Origin of the sequence: Sulfitobacter mediterraneus, assembly GCF_016801775.1 — a bacterium.
Lineage (GTDB): Bacteria > Pseudomonadota > Alphaproteobacteria > Rhodobacterales > Rhodobacteraceae > Sulfitobacter > Sulfitobacter mediterraneus_A.
In genome coordinates, this window is the sequence record NZ_CP069004.1 from 3,341,421 (window position 1) to 3,363,275 (window position 21,855).

The 21,855-nt window shown below is 58.4% G+C and carries 22 protein-coding genes; 19 read left to right on the forward strand and 3 right to left on the reverse strand.

The features are described 5' to 3' along the window. Positions 1–6 precede the first annotated feature (6 nt). Positions 7–375 (reverse strand): hypothetical protein, encoded by a 369-nt coding sequence (locus JNX03_RS16515; RefSeq protein ID WP_203210090.1) that lies wholly within the window; start codon positions 373–375, stop codon positions 7–9. Positions 376–445: 70 nt separating this feature from the next. Between JNX03_RS16515 and JNX03_RS16520 the strand changes: the two genes are divergently transcribed. The 13 genes from JNX03_RS16520 to JNX03_RS16580 all read left to right on the forward strand — a co-directional run bounded on the left by JNX03_RS16520 (position 446) and on the right by JNX03_RS16580 (position 11,800). Then, the gene (locus tag JNX03_RS16520; protein ID WP_203210091.1) at positions 446–1,186 is read left to right on the forward strand and encodes a cytochrome c biogenesis CcdA family protein; all 741 of its coding nucleotides are present in this window, start codon (positions 446–448) and stop codon (positions 1,184–1,186) included. Positions 1,187–1,199: 13 nt separating this feature from the next. Further along, positions 1,200–1,763 carry a thioredoxin family protein gene (locus JNX03_RS16525; protein WP_203210092.1) on the forward strand — a complete coding sequence of 188 codons (564 nt, stop codon included), beginning with the start codon at positions 1,200–1,202 and terminating at the stop codon, positions 1,761–1,763. Positions 1,764–1,887: 124 nt separating this feature from the next. Further along, positions 1,888–2,361, forward strand: a complete 474-nt coding sequence (gene soxX, locus JNX03_RS16530; RefSeq protein WP_203210093.1) for a sulfur oxidation c-type cytochrome SoxX — start codon at positions 1,888–1,890, stop codon at positions 2,359–2,361. 36 nt (positions 2,362–2,397) lie between these two features. After that, complete coding sequence (gene soxY, locus JNX03_RS16535; protein ID WP_203210094.1) at positions 2,398–2,814, forward strand: thiosulfate oxidation carrier protein SoxY; 417 nt, start codon at positions 2,398–2,400, stop codon at positions 2,812–2,814. Between the two features lie 20 nt (positions 2,815–2,834). Beyond that, a complete protein-coding gene (gene soxZ, locus JNX03_RS16540; RefSeq protein WP_025049676.1) occupies positions 2,835–3,164 on the forward strand; it encodes a thiosulfate oxidation carrier complex protein SoxZ in 330 nt (109 codons plus the stop codon). Positions 3,165–3,191: 27 nt separating this feature from the next. Beyond that, positions 3,192–4,043, forward strand: coding sequence for a sulfur oxidation c-type cytochrome SoxA (gene soxA / locus JNX03_RS16545; RefSeq protein ID WP_203210095.1), 852 nt, complete (start codon positions 3,192–3,194; stop codon positions 4,041–4,043). A gap of 89 nt (positions 4,044–4,132) precedes the next feature. Continuing rightward, positions 4,133–5,836, forward strand: a complete 1,704-nt coding sequence (soxB, locus tag JNX03_RS16550; RefSeq protein ID WP_203210096.1) for a thiosulfohydrolase SoxB — start codon at positions 4,133–4,135, stop codon at positions 5,834–5,836. 29 nt (positions 5,837–5,865) lie between these two features. Next, positions 5,866–7,149 (forward strand): sulfite dehydrogenase, encoded by a 1,284-nt coding sequence (gene soxC, locus JNX03_RS16555; protein ID WP_203210097.1) that lies wholly within the window; start codon positions 5,866–5,868, stop codon positions 7,147–7,149. Beyond that, on the forward strand, positions 7,133–8,179 hold the full coding sequence (locus JNX03_RS16560; protein ID WP_203210098.1) for a c-type cytochrome: 1,047 nt from the start codon (positions 7,133–7,135) through the stop codon (positions 8,177–8,179). The genes soxC and JNX03_RS16560 overlap by 17 nt, the downstream gene beginning before the upstream one ends. 4 nt (positions 8,180–8,183) lie before the next feature. After that, the gene (locus JNX03_RS16565; RefSeq protein WP_203210099.1) at positions 8,184–8,891 is read left to right on the forward strand and encodes a c-type cytochrome; all 708 of its coding nucleotides are present in this window, start codon (positions 8,184–8,186) and stop codon (positions 8,889–8,891) included. A 22-nt stretch (positions 8,892–8,913) separates the two neighbouring features. Then, positions 8,914–10,179, forward strand: coding sequence for an NAD(P)/FAD-dependent oxidoreductase (locus tag JNX03_RS16570; RefSeq protein WP_203210100.1), 1,266 nt, complete (start codon positions 8,914–8,916; stop codon positions 10,177–10,179). A gap of 85 nt (positions 10,180–10,264) precedes the next feature. Next, positions 10,265–10,702 (forward strand): DUF302 domain-containing protein, encoded by a 438-nt coding sequence (locus tag JNX03_RS16575; protein ID WP_203210101.1) that lies wholly within the window; start codon positions 10,265–10,267, stop codon positions 10,700–10,702. Between the two features lie 39 nt (positions 10,703–10,741). Next, positions 10,742–11,800 (forward strand): YeeE/YedE family protein, encoded by a 1,059-nt coding sequence (locus JNX03_RS16580; protein ID WP_203210102.1) that lies wholly within the window; start codon positions 10,742–10,744, stop codon positions 11,798–11,800. 21 nt (positions 11,801–11,821) lie between these two features. Here JNX03_RS16580 and JNX03_RS16585 read toward each other — a convergent pair whose 3' ends face one another. Both JNX03_RS16585 and JNX03_RS16590 read right to left on the reverse strand, forming a co-directional pair. After that, on the reverse strand, positions 11,822–12,769 hold the full coding sequence (locus tag JNX03_RS16585; protein WP_203210103.1) for an MBL fold metallo-hydrolase: 948 nt from the start codon (positions 12,767–12,769) through the stop codon (positions 11,822–11,824). Next, positions 12,769–13,686 (reverse strand): MBL fold metallo-hydrolase, encoded by a 918-nt coding sequence (locus tag JNX03_RS16590; RefSeq protein WP_203210104.1) that lies wholly within the window; start codon positions 13,684–13,686, stop codon positions 12,769–12,771. Before JNX03_RS16590 ends, JNX03_RS16585 begins: the two co-directional genes overlap by 1 nt. Positions 13,687–13,834: 148 nt before the next feature. On the opposite strand from JNX03_RS16590, the gene JNX03_RS16595 reads away from it, so the two are divergent. The 6 genes from JNX03_RS16595 to JNX03_RS16620 all read left to right on the forward strand — a co-directional run bounded on the left by JNX03_RS16595 (position 13,835) and on the right by JNX03_RS16620 (position 21,854). Then, positions 13,835–14,764 carry a LysR family transcriptional regulator gene (locus JNX03_RS16595; RefSeq protein ID WP_203210105.1) on the forward strand — a complete coding sequence of 310 codons (930 nt, stop codon included), beginning with the start codon at positions 13,835–13,837 and terminating at the stop codon, positions 14,762–14,764. 102 nt (positions 14,765–14,866) lie between these two features. Further along, a complete protein-coding gene (locus tag JNX03_RS16600) occupies positions 14,867–16,945 on the forward strand; it encodes a hydantoinase/oxoprolinase family protein (protein WP_203210106.1) in 2,079 nt (692 codons plus the stop codon). A 4-nt stretch (positions 16,946–16,949) separates the two neighbouring features. Further along, complete coding sequence (locus JNX03_RS16605) at positions 16,950–18,662, forward strand: hydantoinase B/oxoprolinase family protein (RefSeq protein WP_203210107.1); 1,713 nt, start codon at positions 16,950–16,952, stop codon at positions 18,660–18,662. Further along, positions 18,659–19,873 (forward strand): NAD(P)/FAD-dependent oxidoreductase, encoded by a 1,215-nt coding sequence (locus JNX03_RS16610; protein ID WP_203210108.1) that lies wholly within the window; start codon positions 18,659–18,661, stop codon positions 19,871–19,873. Before JNX03_RS16605 ends, JNX03_RS16610 begins: the two co-directional genes overlap by 4 nt. Then, positions 19,873–20,646, forward strand: a complete 774-nt coding sequence (locus JNX03_RS16615) for an HpcH/HpaI aldolase family protein (RefSeq protein ID WP_203210109.1) — start codon at positions 19,873–19,875, stop codon at positions 20,644–20,646. Before JNX03_RS16610 ends, JNX03_RS16615 begins: the two co-directional genes overlap by 1 nt. Continuing rightward, positions 20,643–21,854, forward strand: a complete 1,212-nt coding sequence (locus JNX03_RS16620) for a pyridoxal phosphate-dependent aminotransferase (protein ID WP_203210110.1) — start codon at positions 20,643–20,645, stop codon at positions 21,852–21,854. The genes JNX03_RS16615 and JNX03_RS16620 overlap by 4 nt, the downstream gene beginning before the upstream one ends. Position 21,855: the final 1 nt, after the last annotated feature.

The window sequence follows — 21,855 nt, forward strand, 5'->3', positions numbered from 1 at the left end:
TCATCCTCAATTCAATGGCGGGCTGTCGGCTTTTTCCAGCATCTTTTCCAGAAGCCCCCAAAAGAAGTCCTCGCCAGGATAGCCTTCGATGCGTGAAATTTCCAGATTATCCTGCATAAGCACAAATGTGGGGGTAAAGCTGAGCCGTCTTGCAAAGGTCAGATCATCGGGCAAGGCCGCGTGAATATCGATCCGGCGCAGCGGCGCGGACTGACCTTCGGGTGTCTTTGGATAGATATGTGCAATCTCGTCGTTCCACCGGGCGCACCAAACACATCCGGCTTCTTCCACCATAACCAATGACAACTCGGCCGCCGCCGTGAAGGCAGAGGAAAGCAGCAGAAAAGCAGAAAGTAAGACGCGGCGCAGGAACATGGTAAATTGACCTTTGGTAGTAATAATACATAATATGAATATGTGAATTACTCAAGGGCGGGTCTGGGTCATGATGGATATTACCTTTGCAGGGGCCTTGATCGCCGGGCTGTTGTCATTCCTGTCGCCCTGTATCTTGCCGATTGTGCCGTTCTACCTGAGTTATCTGGCGGGCGTTGGCATGAACCAGATCCAGGCAGATGCGCAAATTGACCGCAGTGTGAGAATACGCGCAGTGTTGGCCGCCTGTTTCTTTGCGGCCGGTGTCATCACCATTTTTATGGGGCTTGGGGCCGTGGCGACAACCTTTGGTCAGGCGGTGCGCGAGTACTTTGACATCCTGCGCTGGATAGCGGCGGCAATCATCATCGCGATGGGCCTGCATTTTCTGGGGGTGATCCGCATTGGCATCCTCTACCGGCAATTGCGGGCCGATGGCGGGGGCACCTCCAATGTCAGCCTGCTGGGCGCTTATGTGATCGGGCTGGCCTTTGCTTTTGGCTGGACGCCCTGCGTGGGTCCGGTGTTGGCGGCGATCCTGTTCACAGCCGCGGGGGCAGATACCGCATCGACCGGCGCGGCGCTGCTTTTTGTTTACGGATTTGGCATGACCTTGCCTTTTGTCCTTGCGGCGCTGTTCATCGGACCATTCATGCGATGGATGCAAAAATTCCGCCGTCATTTGGGAACGATTGAAAAGCTGATGGGCGTTATGCTGATTGTGTTCGGCATCCTGATCGCGACAAACTCGATCAATTACATTGCGCAATGGATGCTGTCGATCGCGCCGGACATCGGCGTATTGAGATGAGGGAGAGTTGATAATGAAACGGATTGCTATTTTGTTTGCCAGCTTGCTGGCCTTGACCCTGCCATTACATGCAGCAGAGCTGGGCGATGACGGGCTGCACAAAGCACCTTGGATGCGCGACACGTTCAAGGATCTGAGCGAGGATCTGGAAGAGGCCAACGCCGAGGGCAAGCGGCTGGTGGTGATGATCGAACAGCGTGGATGCATCTACTGCACCAAGATGCACGAAGAGATCTATCCGCAGCCCGAGATCGCCGATTACATCGCCCGGAATTTCTTTGTTGTGCAGGTGAATATGTTTGGCGATGTCGAGGTCACCGATTTTGACGGAGAAACTTTGACGGAGAAGCAGATGGTCCGCAAATGGGGTGTTCTGTTCACGCCGACGATTCTGTTTTTCCCGGAAAATGTTGAAGGGGGCATGCCCGCTTCCAAGGCGGCGGTGGCGACCATGCCGGGCGCATTTGGTCGCCAAACCACGTTTGACATGTTCAACTGGGTCGTTGAAAAGGGCTATGCCGGAGACGAAAGTTTCCAGAAATATCATGCCCGTAAGATCGCCGAACGTGCCGGTTGATCGGAAGGGCGCTCAAGAGATTGGTCGCTCAGATAAAATAATTCATTAAACTGAATTTGTTGTTGCGTGATCGGGAAATCGTGCGCTACGGTATACAAAACGCCGTGAAGGCAAGGGAGGACGCATGAAGATTTTAGGAACTGCAGCCGTGATTGCGGGCATGCTGACAAGCGCGGCACTGGCCGAAGTCGTGGCGCCTACAGCGGTGAAATACGAGGATGGCACCGTTGCGATGTCATTGTCAGGCGTGGCCGGTGATCCAGTCGAGGGCCGCGACATCGTCGGCAACAAGAAAAAGGGCAACTGCGTGGCCTGTCATCAGGTCACCGATCTGAGCGATGTGCCGTTCCACGGTGAGATTGGTCCTGCGCTGGATGGCGCTGGTGATCGCTGGAACGAAGCAGAGCTGCGCGGGATCGTGGCCAATGCCAAACTCATGTTCGAAGACACGATGATGCCGGCCTTTTACAAGACCGAGGGCTTCATCCGGCCAGGCAAAGCCTACACAGGCGAGGCGGCGGACGAGACCTTTGGTCCGGTCCTGACCGCGCAGCAAATCGAAGATGTTGTTGCCTACCTCAAGACACTCAAAGAATAATTCGCAGGTTCTGCGGACCAGACTAGGAGATCACTCATGGAATTCACACGACGCAATGCGCTGGCGCTTGGGGCGGGGGCACTTGTTCTCGCGGGTCTTCCGGTCAAGGGCTACGCCGCGGGCGAAGCCGAGATCGAAGCCTTCACCGGCGGCGCAGCAATGGCCGACACCGGCATTACACTGACCGCGCCCGAGATTGCCGAGAACGGCAACACCGTGCCAATCGAGGTCGACGCCCCCGGCGCGGTCGAGATTATGGTGCTGGCGCTGGGCAACCCGACACCACCTGTCGCCACCTTTAAATTTGGCAAGCTGGCCGCCTCGCATCAGGCCTCCACGCGGATCCGCCTTGCGGGCACTCAGGATGTTGTAGCCATCGCCAAGATGGCGGACGGCACATTCGCCAAAGCATCCAGCACGGTCAAAGTAACAATCGGCGGCTGCGGCGGCTAAGGCATTAAGGAGAATTTAACATGGCATCTGGTGTAAAACCCCGCGTCAAAGTCCCCAAGAAAGCGGCCGCCGGCGAGGCGATCACGATCAAGACTTTGATCAGCCACAAAATGGAATCCGGCCAGCGTAAAGACGATGATGGCAACCCCATTCCGCGGTCCATTATCAATCGCTTTACCTGTGACTTTAACGGTGAAAACGTGATTGACGTGACCCTTGAGCCGGCAATCTCGACCAACCCCTATCTTGAATTTCAGGCCACCGTGCCCGAAGCCGGTGAATTCAAGTTCACCTGGTATGACGATGATGGGTCGATCTACGAAACAAGCAAAAAAATTGCGATCGGCTGAGGGGCTGTGTCACTGGGAGGAACACATATGAAACGACTGGCACAAATGGCCTGCGCGGTATCGGTGATGGCATTTGGCGGGGCGGCATTTGCCGATCCGGTGGATGACACGCTGATCCTGAATGAAGACATCACCATGGTAACGCGGACAGCAGCGCCTGCGCATCTTGAGGACGTCATGGACGAAGTTATATCGGGTTGGCATTTCCGCGGGACAGAAACCCGCGCGATGCAAGCGGACGATTTCGACAATCCCGGCATGATCTTTGTGGAACAGGCCGAAGAGGTCTGGAACACCGCTGAAGGCTCCGAAGGCAAGTCCTGTGCAAGCTGCCACAATGAGCCTGAAACGATGGCCGGCGTGCGGGCGGTCTATCCCAAGTGGAACGAAGCGGCGGGTGAGGTGCGCACCCTTGAGATGCAGATCAACGACTGCCGCGAAAACCGTATGGGCGCGGAAAAGTGGAAGTACACCAAAAGCAAAATGGTCAACATGACCGCGCTCTTGGCATCTGTATCTCGCGGCATGCCGATCAATGTCGCCATTGACGGTCCGGCGCAATCCACATGGGAGCAGGGCAAGGAACTCTACTACACCCGCACGGGCCAGTTGGAACTGTCTTGCGCAAATTGCCACGAAGACAGCTATGGCAAGATGATCCGCGCCGATCACCTCAGCCAGGGCCAGATCAACGGCTTTCCTGTTTACCGCTTGAAAAACACCAAGTTGAACGCGGTCCACGCCCGTTTCAAAGGCTGCGTGCGCGACACGCGCGCCGAGACATACAAGCCCGGCTCGCCCGAGTTTATCGCGCTTGAGCTTTATGTCGCTTCGCGCGGCAATGGTCTGTCCGTCGAAGGACCGTCCATCCGAAACTAAGACATGACCCCGCGCAGAACGCTGCGCGGGGATTTTCGCATCTATTAAATTCACAAATGCGCATACGTGCGCGTGACTGGAGCCACCCTATGATTTCTCGCCGCGATTTCCTGCAAACCTCCATGGCCGCTGCGGCCCTTTATGGCGGGTCCGGCTTTGGCAATTGGTCTCAACTTGCCGCACAACAGGCCCTGACACAGGACAAACTGCTGGAATTTGACAGCTTTGGGAATGTCTCGTTGATCCATGTCACGGACATCCATGCCCAGCTCAAACCACTGTATTTTCGTGAGCCAGAGGTAAATATCGGCGTGGGCGACAACAAAGGCGCGGTGCCCCATTTGACTGGTGCGGACTTCCGTCGCGCATATGGCATCGAGGACGGCAGCCCCTCCGCCTATGCCCTGACCTACAATGATTTTGCATCCCTCGCCAAAGGCTATGGTCGCGTTGGTGGTCTGGACCGGGTTGCGACAGTGATCAATTCCATCCGTGCCGAACGTCCCGACGCCCTGCTGCTGGACGGCGGCGACACATGGCACGGCAGCTACACCTGCTATCACACCCAGGGGCAGGACATGGTCAATGTCATGAACGCCTTGAAACCGGACGCGATGACCTTCCACTGGGAGTTCACGCTGGGTTCCGACCGGGTGAACGAGATTGTAGAGGGCCTGCCTTTTGCGGCGCTGGGCCAGAACATCTTTGACGCCGAATGGGATGAACCGGCGGAATTGTTCCCGCCCTACAAGTTCTTTGAGCGCGGCGGCGTGAAGATCGCTGTGATCGGCCAGGCCTTTCCCTATATGCCCATCGCCAACCCCGGCTGGATGTTCCCTGAATATGCTTTCGGCATCCGCGATGAGAACATGCAGGACATGGTCGATCAGGTTCGCGCCGAAGGGGCCGAGCTGGTCGTCTGCCTCAGCCACAATGGCTTTGACGTGGACAAGCGGATGGCAGGTATTGTCACCGGCATCGACGTGATCCTGTCCGGCCATACCCATGACGCACTGCCCGAACCGGTGTTGGTGGGCGATACGATCATTGTGGCTTCGGGATCGAATGGCAAGTTCGTCAGCCGCGTCGATCTGGACGTGCGCGATGGCCGTATGATGGGCTTTCGTCATAAGCTGATCCCGATCTTCTCGGATGTGATCACCCCGGATGCAGAAGTGGCCAAGCTGATTGACGAACAACGTGCGCCATACCTCGACGATCTGACCAAGGTGATCGGCAAGACGGCTGATGACCAAACGCTTTACCGCCGCGGAAATTTCAACGGCACATGGGACGACCTGATCTGTGACGCACTGATCTCGGAACGCGAGGCGGATATCGCCCTGTCCCCCGGTGTGCGCTGGGGGCCGTCGATCCTGCCCGGTCAGGACATCACCCGCGAGGACATCTGGAACGTCACGTCCATGACCTATGGTGAGGCGTACCGGACCGAGATGACAGGTGAATTCCTGCATGTCGTGCTCGAAGACGTCGCTGACAACCTGTTCAACCCCGATCCCTATTACCAGCAGGGCGGCGATATGGTGCGCGTTGGCGGCCTTGGTTACCGAATTGACGTGACCAAAAAGCAAGGCGAACGGATCACCGAAATGACCTTGCTGAAAACCGGTGAGTTGATCGATCCGGCCAAGACCTATCAGGTCGCAGGCTGGGCCTCGGTCAACCAGGGCACCGAAGGGCCGCAGATCTGGGATGTGGTCGAGGCGCATATCGCCAAACAGGGGACGGTATCCCTTGATCCGAACAACAGTGTGAAAGTTGTCGGGGCGTAACCCCCGAACTGCCAGAGGAGACATGACAGATGTCAGATAAAAGAACACCGGGCGCTCCCTCGCGCCGTGCCTTTCTGCGTGGGGCCGCCGCGGCCAGTGCAGGCGCTATTGCCGCAGGCACTGCCCGTGCCGCCACGCCCGATCCGCTGATCACCGAAGTTCAGCCTTGGGCGCGGGAATTGGGCGATGGTGTCGACGCCACGCCTTACGGTTTGCCAATTGAATATGAAAACGATGTGATCCGCCGCAATGTGGAATGGCTGACCGCCGACACCGTTAGTTCGATCAATTTCACCCCGATCCACGCCCTTGACGGAACGATTACCCCGCAGGGCTGCGCGTTCGAACGGCACCATTCCGGTGCGATTGACCTGAAAAAGCAGGATTACCGCCTGATGATCAATGGTCTGGTGGATACGCCACTGGTCTTTACCTATGCCGATCTGGAGCGTTTCCCGCGCGAGAACCATGTGTATTTCTGTGAATGTGCGGCCAACACCGGGATGGAATGGGCCGGGGCTCAGTTGAACGGGGCGCAATTCACCCATGGCATGATCCATAACATGGAATACACCGGCGTGCCCCTGCGCACGCTGCTGGAAGAGGCCGGTCTGGATACGGCAGGGGATCTGAAGGACAAATGGGTGTTTGTCGAAGGTGCAGATGCATCGTCAAATGGCCGGTCGATCCCGATGGAAAAGGCGCTGGATGATGTCTTGGTCGCCTTCAAGGCCAACGGCGAGGCGTTGCGCAAGGAGCACGGCTATCCGGTGCGTCTGGTTGTCCCTGGTTGGGAAGGCAACATGTGGGTCAAATGGATCCGCCGGATCGAGGTCATGGATGCCCCTGTCGAAAGCCGCGAAGAGACCAGCAAATACACTGACACGCTGGAAAACGGCATCAGCCGCAAATGGACATGGGCGATGGATGCAAAATCGGTTGTCACCTCACCCAGCCCGCAAGCACCGATCACGCACGGCAAGGGGCCATTGGTGATCACCGGATTGGCGTGGTCGGGCCGCGGTGCGATCAAACGGGTGGATGTCTCCAAGGATGGCGGCAAGACATGGGAAACTGCCCGCCTGGCCAAGCCGGGTGAGAAAATGGCACTGACCCGCTTCTACCTCGATACCAATTGGGACGGGGAAGAGATGCTGCTGCAATCGCGTGCCATGGATGACACCGGGTATGTGCAGCCCACCAAGGCGCAGCTGCGCGAAGTGCGCGGGCTCAATTCGATCTATCACAACAACTGCATCCAGACATGGTTGGTGCGCAGCACGGGCGAGGCTGAAAATGTCGAAGTTTCTTAAATCCATTCCCCTGATCGCTTTGCTGACCGGATTGGCCGCGCCCGCATCCGCCGAGAAATTCGGCCTTGGCCGCGCCGCCCTGCCCGAAGAAATTGCCGCATGGGATGGCGATGTAAGCCCCAACGGCGACGGCCTGCCCGCCGGATCAGGTGACGCGATCGTTGGCGAAGAGATCTTTGCTGAGCAATGCGCGGTCTGCCACGGGGATTTCGCCGAAGGGATCGACAACTGGCCTAAACTGGCGGGCGGTGCGGACACGCTGGATCATGACGACCCGCTCAAGACGGTCGGTTCTTACTGGCCGCATCTCAGCACGGCGTTTGACTATATCAAACGGTCCATGCCCTATGGCAACGCAGGCACACTCAGCGATGACGAGGTCTATGCGATTGTCGCCTACATCCTGTATTCCAACGACCTGATCGAAGATGATTTTGTACTTTCGGATGAGACATTTGCCGATGTCGAATTGCCCAACGCGGACGGGTTCATTTTGGACAATCGCGCCGAAACCGAATACGCAATCTGGAGCGGCGAGCCTTGCATGGAAAACTGCAAGGAAGAGGTCAAAGTGACCATGCGTGCCATGGTTCTTGATGTCACCCCCGAAGAAGACAAGCCAGCAACTGCCGAAGTCACGCAAGCCAGTGCAGCCAAGGTGGAAGAGACCGAAGAAGCGCCGGTTGAAGCCGCCGCGCCTGCGATTGACGCCGAATTGGCCAAGGCGGGCGAGAAGGTTTTCAAAAAATGTAAGTCCTGCCATCAGGTCGGCGCCAAGGCCAAGAACCGCTCTGGTCCGGTCCTGAACGGGATCGTTGGCGGCGCGCCGGGGGCTGTGGACGGGTTCAAATATTCCAAAGCCCTGGAGGCGGCAGCCGAGGGTGGGTTGGTCTGGACACCCGAAGAACTTGCGGCTTTCCTTGGCAAACCCAAGAAATACCTCAAGGGCACCAAGATGGGGTTCGCTGGTTTGAAAAAAGAAGAGGATCAAGCGGCGGTGATTGAATATCTCAAGACCTTCGCGGAGTGACGGGGTGACCACTCGATTCACCACTCTCTTTGCGTTTCTCGTCGCCTCTCTGGCGGCGGGGGTCTCCTCTGCCACTGAAGTGGGCGATGCGGTAAACGGTGCGAAGGTTTTCCAGCAATGCAAAGCTTGCCATCAGGTGGGAGAGGGGGCCAAAGATCGGGTTGGCCCACAGTTGAACGGAGTGTTTGGCCGTAGGGCGGGTATCATCGAAGGCTTCCGATATTCCAAAAGTATGGACCGGATGGGCAGTGATGGTCTGACCTGGACGGCAGAAACACTCGACGCCTATATAGAAAATCCCAAGGCGTTGGTGTCGAAAACCCGGATGAACTTCAAGGGGATCAAGGACCCGGCCGATCGCAGAGATCTGCTGGCTTATCTGCGCCAGTTTTCCGACAACCCGGCAAACTTTCCCGAGGCGGAACCAACAGCAACGGCAACGGATCATGACATTGATCCCGCAATTCTCGCGCTACAGGGCGATCCGGAGTATGGTGAATATCTGGCCGGAGATTGCACCACCTGCCATCAGCGCGATGGAGAGGATGCAGGCATCCCCTCGATCACCAACTGGCCAGTCGAAGATTTCGTTGTGGCCATGCATGCCTACAAACGCAAACTCAGGCCGCATCCGGTGATGCAAATGATGGCGGGCCGGTTGTCAGACGAAGAGATCGCGGCATTGGCCGCATATTTTGAGGCCCTCGAATAGGGTCCGTCAGGGAGGAAGAAAAATGAAACTGAACAGACGTCATTTTATCGGGACAACGGCTGCGGCCACGGCATCCCTTTCCGCGCCGATGGTATTGGCTGACGGGCATGCAAAACCGCGTGTTGTGGTCGTGGGCGGCGGTGCTGGCGGCGCAACCGCGGCGCGTTACATCGCCAAGGACAGCAAAGGTGCGATTGACGTCACGCTGATCGAGCCCACGCGCATGTATTACACCTGCTTTTTCTCCAACCTCTATCTTGGCGGGTTCAAGGACATCGAGGACATCGGCCATAGCTACGGCAGTTTGGCCGCAGGCGGCGTGAATGTCGTGCATGACTGGGCTGTGGGTGTGGACCGCGATGCCAAGACGGTTTCCCTCGCCGGTGGGGGAAGCGTGCCTTATGACAAGCTGATCCTCAGCCCCGGCATTGATTTTGTGGATGGTGCGGTTGAAGGCTGGGATCTGTCTGCACAGAATGCAATGCCGCACGCCTACAAGGCCGGATCACAAAGCGAACTGCTCAAGGCGCAGCTGATGGCAATGCCTGAAGGAGGCATATTTGCCATGGTCGCGCCGCCCAACCCTTACCGCTGCCCGCCCGGTCCTTATGAGCGGGTGTCGATGGTCGCGCATTTCCTCAAGAACAACAATCCGACGGCCAAGATCATTGTTGCGGACCCCAAGCCGAAGTTCTCAAAGATGGCCCTGTTTCAAGAAGGCTGGGCCAATCACTATGAGGGCATGATCGACTGGATCGGAGAAGACTTCGGTGGCGGCAATGTTTCGGTCGATCCGAACGCCATGACCGTCACGATAGACGGCGAAGAAACCAAAGTGGACGTCTGTAACGTCATCCCCGCGATGAAAGCGGGCCGCATCGCTGAAATCGCAGGTGTGACAGATGGCAATTGGGCACCGGTCAATGCAGTCGACATGTCCACCAAGGCAGACGCAGATATCTATGTTTTGGGCGATGCATCGCAACAGGGCGACATGCCCAAATCCGGATTCTCTGCCAACAGCCAAGCCAAGGTTTGCGCCAATGCGGTGCGCGGCGCGCTGACCGGGTCAAAGGTCTTTCCGGCGCGGTTCTCCAACACCTGCTGGTCACTCATCGACACCAACGATGGGGTCAAGGTCGGCGCAAGCTACGAGGCGACGGACGAAAAGATCGCCAAGGTTGATGGCTTCATTTCCCAAACAGGAGAAAGCGCGGATCTGCGCAAAGCCACCTATGAGGAATCCGAAGGATGGTATGCGGGCATTACCGCAGACATGTTCGGCTGATACGTTTTGGACGGGGCTTTGATCAGGGTCAAAGCCCCGCGCCTCCTGCTATGGTATTCTGACCCTGAGAAAAGGGGATCAATCCATGAAAAATACAATTATCGCAGGTCTGTTTGCCACCGCCATGGCGGTGACGGCGCAGGCCGACACATTATCCACGTCCTATGATTTTGACGGCAGCTTTGACGACGCCACGTTTAGCGTTGAAAGTGCAATTGTCGGGCGCGGGCTGGTCATTGACTACGTCAGCCACACGGGTGAAATGCTGAACCGCACGGGCGCGGATGTCGGCAGCGATGTCAAAATTTTTGACGGGGCCGATATCTTCTTGTTCTGCTCTGCCGTTCTGTCCCGCAAGGTGATGGAGGCCGATCCGATGAACATCGCCCACTGTCCATACGGCATTTTTGTCACCGACAAGGACGGCAAGGTCTCGGTCGGGTATCGCAATTATCCTGAAGGGCCGATGCAGGAGGTACAAAGCCTGCTGGATGACATCGTCCGCGAAGCGGTGGGCGAGTGATCGCGTATCTGTAACCACTGACCTGTCCGAGGATTGCCGATGTTGGAGGCTTTGATCGACCGCTTTGGCGATCCGGCTGTGTTGATGATGGCCGGTGCGATCACCGGTGTTGTCTTTGGCATGGCCGCCCAGCATTCACAGTTTTGCCTGCGCGCCGCCACAGCGGAAGTGGCCGAGGGGCGCTTTGGATCACGGTTGTCGATCTGGCTGATCGCGTTTTCGGCTGCGGTCATGCTGGTGCAGGGCGGCGTGGCGCTTGGCCTTCTGGATGTGTCAGACGCAAGGCAACTTGCCGCCACCGGCAGCATGTCCGGCGCGATCATCGGCGGTTTGATGTTTGGTGTGGGGATGATCCTCGCGCGCGGCTGTGCCAGCCGTTTGCTGGTCTTGTCGGCCACAGGCAATATGCGGGCGATCCTGACGGGACTGGTGCTGACGCTGGTCGCACAGGCCTCTTTGCGCGGGGTGTTATCGCCCGCCCGTGAAAGCCTGACGGTGCTGTGGTTGGTTGAGGGGGGAGAAGCGCGCAACATGCTGACCCAATTGGGGCTGAGCGCGGCTGTGGCAGCTTCGGTTGCGGCCCTGGCCCTGATCGGCGGGCTTATCTTGGCGTGGCGCACCCAGGTCAAGCCAAGCCGCATCTTCGCTGCTGCGGGCGTGGGCGCGGCCGTGGCGCTAGGCTGGGCTTTGACCTATGCAATCGCGCAAACCTCCTTTGATGTGGTGCCTGTATCGTCTGTCACCTTCACCGGACCATCGACAGACACCCTTATGGGGCTGGTCAATGCGCCCGACCTGCCACTGGGCTTTGGTATCGGGCTGGTGCCGGGGGTTTTTGCGGGGGCCGGATTGATGGCGCTGCTGACCCGCGAAATCCGGATCGAACGTTTTGGCCCGGACACCCCGATGGAACGCTACCTGCTGGGCGCTGTTTTGATGGGTTTTGGCAGCATGCTGGCCGGAGGCTGCGCGGTGGGCGCGGGCATGTCGGGCGGGTCGATCTTTGCGATCACGGCATGGGTCGCCGTCTTCTGCATGTGGCTGGGGGCAATGGCGACACATACATTGCTGCGCCGCCGTGTGGTCGTGGCCGCCTGAGGGGCAGGCGGCCATCAGACCTTATTCAAATTCCATCTGTTCGTAGACGCGGCCTGCATTCTTGGTCGCCAGTTCCTCGAACGTATCAAGATGCGCATAGGGCGATTGGTCCACATAATAGGCTTCGGCCAGATCACCGCCCGCGTCCAGATGCGCCCCAACTTTTTCTCGCAGGTATTCCAGATACCCTTTGGTATAGCGGCGCACCTGATCCATGTTGGTCGGATGGCCATGGCCGGGGATCACATAGGTCGCGCCCAATGCTTCAAATTCGGTGTCCCAAGTCTCCAGCCAATCGGCGGTATAGGTGTGTTCAAAGATCGGCAGCATCCGTTCGTGAAACGCCATATCGCCGGAAATCACCAGACTTTGCGCTGGCAACCAGACGACGATATCACCGGGGCTGTGGGCCGGCCCAAGATACCGCGCCTCGATCTCCATGCCACCCATGGAAATCGGATAGCTGTCTTCAAATGTCTCATCCGGCATCACAACACGGGTCTGATCGGCACGTTCAAGCAGTCGGTTCTGATGCGCCCGCAGGCTGGCGCCACCAAACTCCTCAATCTCAAGGGCAGCATCCGCATGGGCGACAATCTTGACGCCTTGATCGGACCAATAGGAATTGCCCAGCATCGCATGCCCCTGACCGTTTTCATTCAGCACCAGCTTGACCGGTTCATCGGTCAGCGCCTTGATCTCTTTGTGCAGTGCTTCGGCCAGAAGGTAGGACGCGCCACCATTGATCACCACAACGCCGTCGCCTGTCACAATAAAGCTGAGGTTGTTGTTGTGTCCGGCGTTTTCATAGGTCGGCGGGGCGGTTGCGCCGATGGCCGAGTAAACACCGGGAATGAATTCCACCGGTTTGGAGTACAGCAAGGAGCCGGGATATTGATCCGGTATGTCCTCGCTGGCCTGCGCGGCCCCGGCCAAAATGCATGTGGAGATAAGCAATGAACGCAGCATTATATCTGTCCTGTAAATGTGTAACCGTCTGAGCCTCTTTCGACATATCCTGCGCCTTGCGGCAGGTGGTAACCGATGACCTGCATCTGTTCGGCGGCCAGCTGATCCAGCAGCGCCACGCGGGTTTGGGCTGCCTGATCCTGATCCTGATCTGACCCTGATCGCCAATCGGGCCGGGCAAAAGCGACGTGGTGATTGCCGATACAATCGCCAAGGATCATCACGGCATTGCTGCCCGATCGCACCTCAAAGGCCATATGGCCGGGCGTGTGGCCAAAGGTGGCCCGCGCCGCAACGCCGGGCAGGATCTCTTGGCCATCTTTGAAAAAGGCGATGTTGTCTTCGATCATCTCAAGCCGTCGCTGTGCCCCCACGGCAAAAGAGGCCCGCGCGTCGCCGATGGTGCCGACGGTGTTGGGATCCATCCAGTAATCCCACTCGGCCTGCCCGATCATGTAGCTTGCATTGCTGAACAATGGATCGTCAAAATCATCCAATAGCCCCCAAAGGTGATCCGGATGGGCATGGGTGAAGACCACATCGGTCACGTCCTCGGGGGTAACGTCAAGCGCCTCAAGCGATGTCAAAAGCGTGCCGGCATTGGGGGCGAAATCCGGGCCGGACCCAACATCGAACAGGACCACGCGGTCCCCGTTGCGCATCAATGTGACATTGCACGGCGGCGTGAGAACATCCGCAGACAGATTGAAACGTTCGATGATCGGGGCCAGTTCATCCTGCGGCATCGGATCAAAAATGAAACCGCCCGGCAGGGTCAAAGACCCATCGCTGACCACGTCCAGATGGATGGGCCCCAGATCAATCTGTGCAAAAGCAGGGGCGGGGCGGAGGCCAAATGCCGCGCCTGCCATCAGGCCCGCCCCACCTGCCACAAAACCGCGTCGAGAAAGCGCCATCTGATACCTCCGCAAAAATTCGATAGTATGAATATGATGGGTTGTTCAGGATTAATCAAGCGATAGCGCAGGCGCAGTTGACTTTGCCTGCCACCAAAGGCTTGTCTGGGCAAAGGCATCCGCCGCCCCTCGAATGCAAGGCTCCGCGATGATCGGTAACACCTTTACCCTCAAACAACTTGAAGCCCTGATCTGGGTGGCCGATTTGGGCAGTTTCCGCAAAGCTGCGGCACATCTCAACACCACACAGCCGAATATATCGGCGCGGATTGCTGGTATCGAAGCGACCTTGGGCGTCACGTTGATGCTGCGCAATGCAGGATCGGTGCAACTGACTGACAAAGGCACCGAGATCGTGCAAGCGGCCCGCCGGGTGCTGCATGAGGCCGAGGGGCTGATCACGGTGGCAAAGCGGCCCGACCTCATTCAGGACCGACTGCGCCTTGGCGTGACCGAACTGGTGGCCTGCACTTGGCTGCACAGTTTCCTGCTTAGTCTCAAGGACGCTTATCCCAGCGTGAGCGTTGAGTTGACTGTGGATCTATCTCGAAATCTCGATATTGCCCTGACCAAGAACGCGGTGGATCTGGCGATCCAGACCGCGCCTTTCTCATCCAGCGCCACGGGGATCACTGAATTGGGGCAATATCCCTATATCTGGGTGTGCGGCGCATCATTGACCTTTGACGAGGGGCAGCAATACGGCATTGGTGATCTGCTAGAGGCAGGCATCCTGACCCCGGCCCGAGACACCCAAGCTTCCATAGCGCTGAATGAATACGCCGACCGGCAAGGGCTTCCAAAAGGGCGGATTGTGCCGTCAAACAGCCTGTCGTCCTGTGTGAAAATGGCCCGCGATGGTCTTGGCGTTGCGGTCCTCCCCAGGGCTTTGGTCACGGCGGAGGCAGGCGGCGCACCACTGCGCCAATTGCGGGTCGACTGGACCCCGGCACCGTTGCGCTTTGCTGCCCGTTATCAGGCGGGCAAAGTGGCGCGTTATGTCGAAGTCGCCGCCGCCATCGCCGGGCAAATCTCAAAGGATTACATCGCCCGCGAGGCGGAGGCGGTGATCTTGTGATCGCTAGTGGATCACAAAAATCTATCACTCATATCGGAAATAAGAATTTGATGTGATCTGCTCCGCGCCGCTACCCTGCGGCAAATCATTCAGGTTGGACAGATGACAGAGAATTCGATTCGACTGGGCGTAGACATTGGCGGCACCTTTACCGATGTGGTGCTTGAAGTGAACGGCAGCCCCTTTTCCACCAAGGTGCTGACCACCTACGCGGCTCCGGAAAATGCTATCATTGACGGCATGCATCAGGTTTGCGCCAAGGCCGGGATCATCCCGGCGGACATTGGCCAGATCATCCATGGCACAACCCTGGCCACGAATGCGCTGATCGAACGGCGCGGGGCCAAGACGGCGCTGATCACCACCCAAGGCTTCCGTGATGTGATCGAGATGCGCACCGAAAGCCGGTTCGAGCAATATGATCTCAACCTCAACCTGCCGGAACCGCTTTTGCCGCGTCAGTCGCGCTTTACGGTGCCGGAACGGGTCGATGCGCGTGGTCATGTGCTGATCGCGTTGGACCGTGCGGCGGTTGAAGATGTGGTCGATCAGATTGCCGCGGCGGGCTATGACAGTGTCGCCATCGGCCTGATGCATTCCTATCTCAACGGCGATCACGAACGCATGGTGGCTGAGGTCGTGGCCGAGAAAATGCCAGACGCGATGATTTCATTGTCTTGTGAAGTCTCCCCTCAGATGCGCGAATATGAGCGGTTCAACACCGTGGTCGCCAACGCCTATATCAAACCCTTGATGAAGTCCTATCTGGGCCGTCTTGAAGGGCGTCTGCGCGATGAGGGGGTGAGCTGCAACATCTTCCTGATGCATTCGGGCGGCGGGATCATCTCGATCGAAAACGCGGCTGAGTTCCCTGTGCGTCTGGTTGAATCCGGCCCCGCAGGTGGCGCGGTTTTTGCGGCCCATATCGCGGCGCGGTATGGGTTGGACAAGGTATTGTCATTCGACATGGGCGGCACAACGGCCAAGATCTGCCTGATCAAGAACCAGACCCCAAAAACCAGTCGGGTGTTCGAAGTGGCGCGGACCTACCGTTTCAAGAAAGGGTCGGGGATGCCGATATCCATCCCGGTGATCGACATGGTCGAGATCGGCGCAGGCGGTGGCAGCCTGGCCCATGTGGACAGCATGCGCCAGATCCGCGTTGGTCCCGAAAGCGCAGGTTCCGAACCGGGACCGGCTTGCTATGGGCGGGGCGGCGACAAACCTGCCGTGACGGACGCCGATCTGGTGCTGGGCAAGCTCGACCCGGACAATTTTGCCGGTGGGTCGATCAAGCTCGAAACCGCCAATTCAGAAGGGGCGCTGTCCAGCGTTCTGGGCGAGGTTCTGGATATGGACGCCGCCACCGCCGCTTTTGGTCTGGCCGAAGTGGTAGATGAAAACATGGCCAATGCCGCCCGTGTGCACGCGGTTGAGAATGGCGAAGACCTCAGCGAATATACGATGATCGCCTTTGGCGGCGCGGCTCCGCTGCATGCCGGTCGGCTTTGCGAGAAACTGGGCGTAGACCGCCTGCTGGTGCCGCCGGGGGCCGGTGTTGGGTCTGCCATCGGGTTCTTGCGTGCGCCTTTCAGCTTTGAGGCGAACCGCTCTGTCTATATGAAGCTGTCGGATTTTGACGGTCCCAAGATCCAAAGGCTGTTGTCGGAGCTCAAGGCCGAGGCCACCGGATTTGTTCGCAATTGCGACGCAGATGCGCCGATCCTGTCCGAGTTCAAGGTTTACATGCGCTATGCCGGGCAGGGCTGGGAGATCCCGATTGTTCTGACCGAAGATCAAGCGATGAATCCCGACGCCGGCACCTTTGAGGCACGGTTCGAAGAGGATTATGTCAAACTGTTCGGCCGTAAGGTGACCGGACTTGATATCGAGATCACGGTTTGGTCCGTCAATGCCACAACGCCGCCCGAACAGGTGGCGCAAATCGCGATGGCCACCCCGGCGGGCGCTGCGCCGATTGCCGGACGCCGCCAGATGTTTGACCCGGCCAAGTCTGCTTATCAGGATGCCGCCGTGGTCTTGCGCGATCAAATGTCCGAGGGGGCAGAGATCGCTGGCCCTGCCGCCGTGACAGAGGATGAAACCACCATCATCATCCCCTCCAGCCGCAAGGCTATCCGCCAGCCCGACGGCTGCATCGACGTCAGTGTGAAAGGGTAATCCCATGGCAAAGCAACATTCAAACGTCGCCTATCAGGTCATGTGGAACCGCCTGATTTCCGTCGTTGAAGAACAGGCGCAGGCCTTGGTTCGGACGGCGTTCTCCACCTCCGTACGCGAGGCGGGCGATCTGTCGGCAGGGGTCTATGACACCCATGGCAAAATGCTGGCCCAGGCGGTCACCGGCACGCCGGGGCACGTCAACGCGATGGCCGACGCGGTCGCGCATTTCATCCGCCGCATCGGGCGCCAGAACATCATCGAAGGGGATGTTTACATCACCAACGATCCTTGGGAGGGCACCGGCCATTTGCATGACATCACCATGGTCACGCCCTCGTTTTATAAGGGCGTTCTTGTGGGGTTCTTTGCCTGCACCGCGCATATCGTGGACATCGGCGGGCGCGGCTTTGGGGCGGATGCGGCCAGTGTCTATGAAGAGGGGCTGTACATCCCGATCATGAAATTCGCCGCTGGCGGTGAGGTGGATGAAACGCTGGTGCGGATCATCCGCGGCAATGTGCGCGAGCCGGATCAATTGGTTGGTGACATCTTTGCCCTGACCACCTGCAACGAGATCGGCCATCGCCGGTTGGTTGAGATGATGGAGGAATTCGACCTCGATGATCTGGATGGCATCGGCAGCTTCATCCTCGAAAACTCCCGCCGTGCCACGCTGGAGCGGATCAATGCCCTGCCGCGCAAATCCGCCTCTGGTGAAATGACGGTGGATGGCTTTGCCACGCCGATTACGCTCAAGGTCAAGGTCAGCATCGAAGAGGACCGGATCCTGTCGGATTTCACCGGCACCTCCGGGGTGGACAAGAAAGGTATCAACTGCCCTCTGGTCTATACCAAGGCCTATGCCTGCTATGCGCTAAAATGCGCCATTGCGCCGGAGATCCCGAACAACGCGGCCTCGTTGGCCCCGTTTGAGATCACCGCGCCCGAAGACACCATCGTAAATGCCGTGCACCCCGCGCCAGTGGCGCTGCGCCACATCGTGGGGCATTTTGTGCCCGATACGGTTTACGACGCGCTCGACAAGATCCTGCCGGATCTGGTGCCTGCCGAAGGGGCCGGGTGCCTGTGCAACTTCCAGGTCTCCCTGCGCCCGCGCAGCGATGGCCCCGCGCCCAAGGGGGCCAGACGGTCCGAGGTGCTGACCTTCAACTCCGGCGGATCGGGCGCGCGTCCTGAGCATGACGGGCTGAACGCCACGGCCTTCCCCTCGGGCGTGATGACCATGCCAGTGGAGGCCACGGAACATGTCGGTCCCGTGATCATCTGGCGCAAGGAACTGCGCCCGGACAGCGGCGGCGCGGGTAAACAGCGCGGCGGTCTGGGCCAGTACATGGAAGTGGGCGCGCAGGAAGGCTATGAATTTGACATTCAGGCGATGTTTGACAGGGTCGATCATCCGGCCCGTGGCCGCCGGGGCGGTGCATCCGGCGCACCAACCACCATCGCGCAGGATGACGGCACCGCGATGAACGGCAAGGGCAAACAATTTGTGCCCCATGGGCGCAAGGTAATGATGGCCTTCCCCGGGGGTGCTGGCTACGGCGATCCGTCCGAGCGTGATCCGGCGCTGGTCAAACGCGATCTGGCACGCGGCTATATCTCTGCCGAAACCGCCGCAAAAGACTATGGACTCAGCGCCGAAGACATCGCCGCCGTCCAAGCGGCCATCAGCAAGGGAAAGAATCTGGCATGAGCAAACTGCAAGCCCCTGCTCATCAGAACTATGACGTAGTGATTGTCGGCGGTGCCATTATGGGATCATCGGCTGCTTGGTTTCTGTCCAATGACGCCAGCTTTGACGGGCGCATTCTGGTGGTGGAACGCGACCCCACCTATCAAAACGCCTCTACCATGCATACGAATTCCTGCATCCGGCAGCAGTTTTCAACCAGCCTCAACGTGAAGGTGTCCCAGTTTGGCGCAGACTTTATCAAGAACCTGCGCGATCACATGGGCGGTGATGACAATGTGCCGAAATTGACGATCCAAAGTTTTGGTTATCTCTATTTGGCCGACACTGAAAGCTTTGCCAAAACCCTGCGTCAAAACCAGAAAATTCAGCTTGCCGCCGGCGCTGCCACTCGGTTGCTCGGCCGTGATGAGATTGCCGAGGCCTACCCGTTTTATAATCTCGACGACGTGGTGCTGGGGTCGATCAACACCGTTGACGAGGGCTATTGGGATGGCACCGCCGTTTTCGATTGTCTGCGCCGTGGCGCAAAGAGAAACGGTGTGGAATATCTCCAGAATGAGGTTGTCTCAATCACCAAGAACGCGGCAGGCACCGTTGTGGAATCCGTCACGCTGGCGTCGGGCGAGGTTGTGGCCTGTGGCAAGCTGTTGAATGCCTCCGGCCCGCGTGCGGTGCGCACCAGCCGCATGGCCGGTATCGAAATACCGGTCGAGCCGCGCAAACGCTTCACCTGGATTTTCGCGGCGGAGAAACCGCTGGATCGCGAATTGCCCCTTACAATTGATCCCTCTGGCGTGCATTTCCGCGAGGTTGGCGGCGGCACCTATATGGCGGGCGGTCACGCAGACGTCGATCCGGGGGTGGATTACGATGACTTCGCCATGGATTTCTCGATCTGGGAAAACCACATCTGGCCGACCATCGCCACCCGTATCCCGCAATTTGAAGCGATCAAGGTGCAAAGCGAATGGGTGGGCCACTACGCCTATAACACCTTTGATCAGAATGCGATCTTGGGTCCGCATGACGAGGTGTCCAATTTCTTTTTCATCAATGGCTTTTCGGGCCATGGATTGCAGCAATCCCCGGCCATGGGGCGCGGCACGGCCGAGATCATGTTGCATGGTACATACAAGACCCTCGACCTCAGCGAATTTCATTTTGAACGTATCGGGCAAAATCGCCCGGTCAGCGAAAAGGCAGTGATCTGATGGAGCTTGAACAAAACCCCTTTACCCACGCCATTGCCGCTGGGCAAAAGCAGCTTGGCCTCTGGATCAGTTTCGCCAGCGCCTTTGCCGCCGAGGTCACTGCGCCAAGCGGCTATGACTGGGCACTGATTGATATGGAACATTCGCCCAACGACTACTTTAGCGTTCTGGGCCAATTGCAGGTTTTTGCTTCCTGCCAAACGACTGCCATTGTGCGGCCCGAATGGAATGATCCCGTGATCGTCAAGCGCCTCCTCGATATGGGTGTGCAGGGGCTGTTGTTTCCGATGATCCAAACGGTCGAGGAAGCGCAACGAGCAGTCGCCGCGACCCGCTATCCACCACTGGGGATGCGCGGTGTGTCGGGCAACACGCGGGCCAACAAATTTGGCCGTGTGGGAGATTATTTCGCCAAGGTTGCGGATGAAACCACGGTTCTGTTGCAGATCGAAACCGCCTCCGCGCTTGAACAGGCCGAAGACATCGCCGCCGTGGACGGTGTCAGCGGGATCTTCTTTGGGCCTGCCGATATTGCCGCCGACATGGGCCTGCTGGGCAAACCGATGGATGATGCGGTTTGGTCGAAAATCATGCCCGTTGCGCAGCGGTTGATAGACAAGGGCATGCCTGTTGGCACTTTGGTTTCCGATCCGGCTTTTGCCGCCAAATTGCTCAATGACGGGTTCACTTTTGTCGCCTGCGGCAGTGACACCGGCCTGTTGGCCAAGGCCAGCGATGCCTTGTTGGCAGAGGTGAAAGGCCAGCTCAAATGACCTATGCCGCCGCCCGTCTTGCCACAGTGAAACCGTCGGCATCCGCCGCCGTCAGTCAAGCTGCGAAAGCCGCCAAGGCCGCAGGACGCGATGTGATTGATCTGGGTTTGGGCGAGCCGGATTTTGACACGCCTGCCCATATCATTGAGGCCGCCCATCAGGCTGCTCTTGCCGGAGACACCCGTTATCCGCCCACCCAAGGTACATTGGCGGCGCGGCAGGCGGTCTCGGCCAAGTTTGCCCGCGAAAACGGTCTGGATTATGCGGCAGAGACTGATGTGATTGTCAGCAATGGCGCAAAACAGGTCATTTTCGATGCACTGATGGCAACGTTGGAGCCGGGTGACGAGGTGGTGCTTTGTGCGCCCTATTTTGGTCAATACAAGGATATGGTGCTGATCCTGGGCGGCGTGCCGGTCACGGTCAAAACCAGGGCCGAGGAGGGATTCTGCCTGACGCCTAAGGCGCTGGAGGATGCGATCACGCCCAAGACCCGCTGGATCATTCTCAACAGCCCATCCAATCCGGCGGGCGCAACCTATGATGATGATGCCTTACGCGCCTTGGCCGCAGTGCTGCGCGATCATCCTCGGGTTTTGATCCTGTCTGATGAGATCTATGAACACATCCTGTTTGACGGGCGCAATTTCCTGTCCTTTGCCGCCGCATGTCCGGATCTCAGGGATCGCACGCTGACTGTCAACGGCGTTTCCAAAGCCTATGCCATGACCGGTTGGCGGATCGGCTACGCGGGCGGACCTGCGCCCTTGATTGCCGCAATGACCAAGGTGCAGTCGCAGATCAGCTCTGGACCCTGCACCATTGCGCAGGCCGCCGCAGTCGCCGCCTTGAACGGCCCCCAAGACGACGTGCGCCGGTTCAACGCCGCGTTCGAGGCCCGCCGCAATCTGGTGGTGGACCGGATCGCGCAGATTGAGGGTCTGACACTCGACGCACCGGGCGGCGCTTTCTATGCCTATATTGGCTGCGCCGCGTTCATTGGGGGCCAAACTCCGGAAGGCAAAGTGATTGCGGGCGACATCGACTTTGCCGCCTATCTGCTGGACGCCGCAGGTATCGCCGCCGTGCCCGGCAGCGCCTATGAGATGTCGCCCTATTTCCGCTTATCGACGGCCACCTCTGCCGAGGTTTTGGACAAGGCGATGACCCGCCTTGCCGAGGCCACATCAAAACTCAAGAAAGACTGAC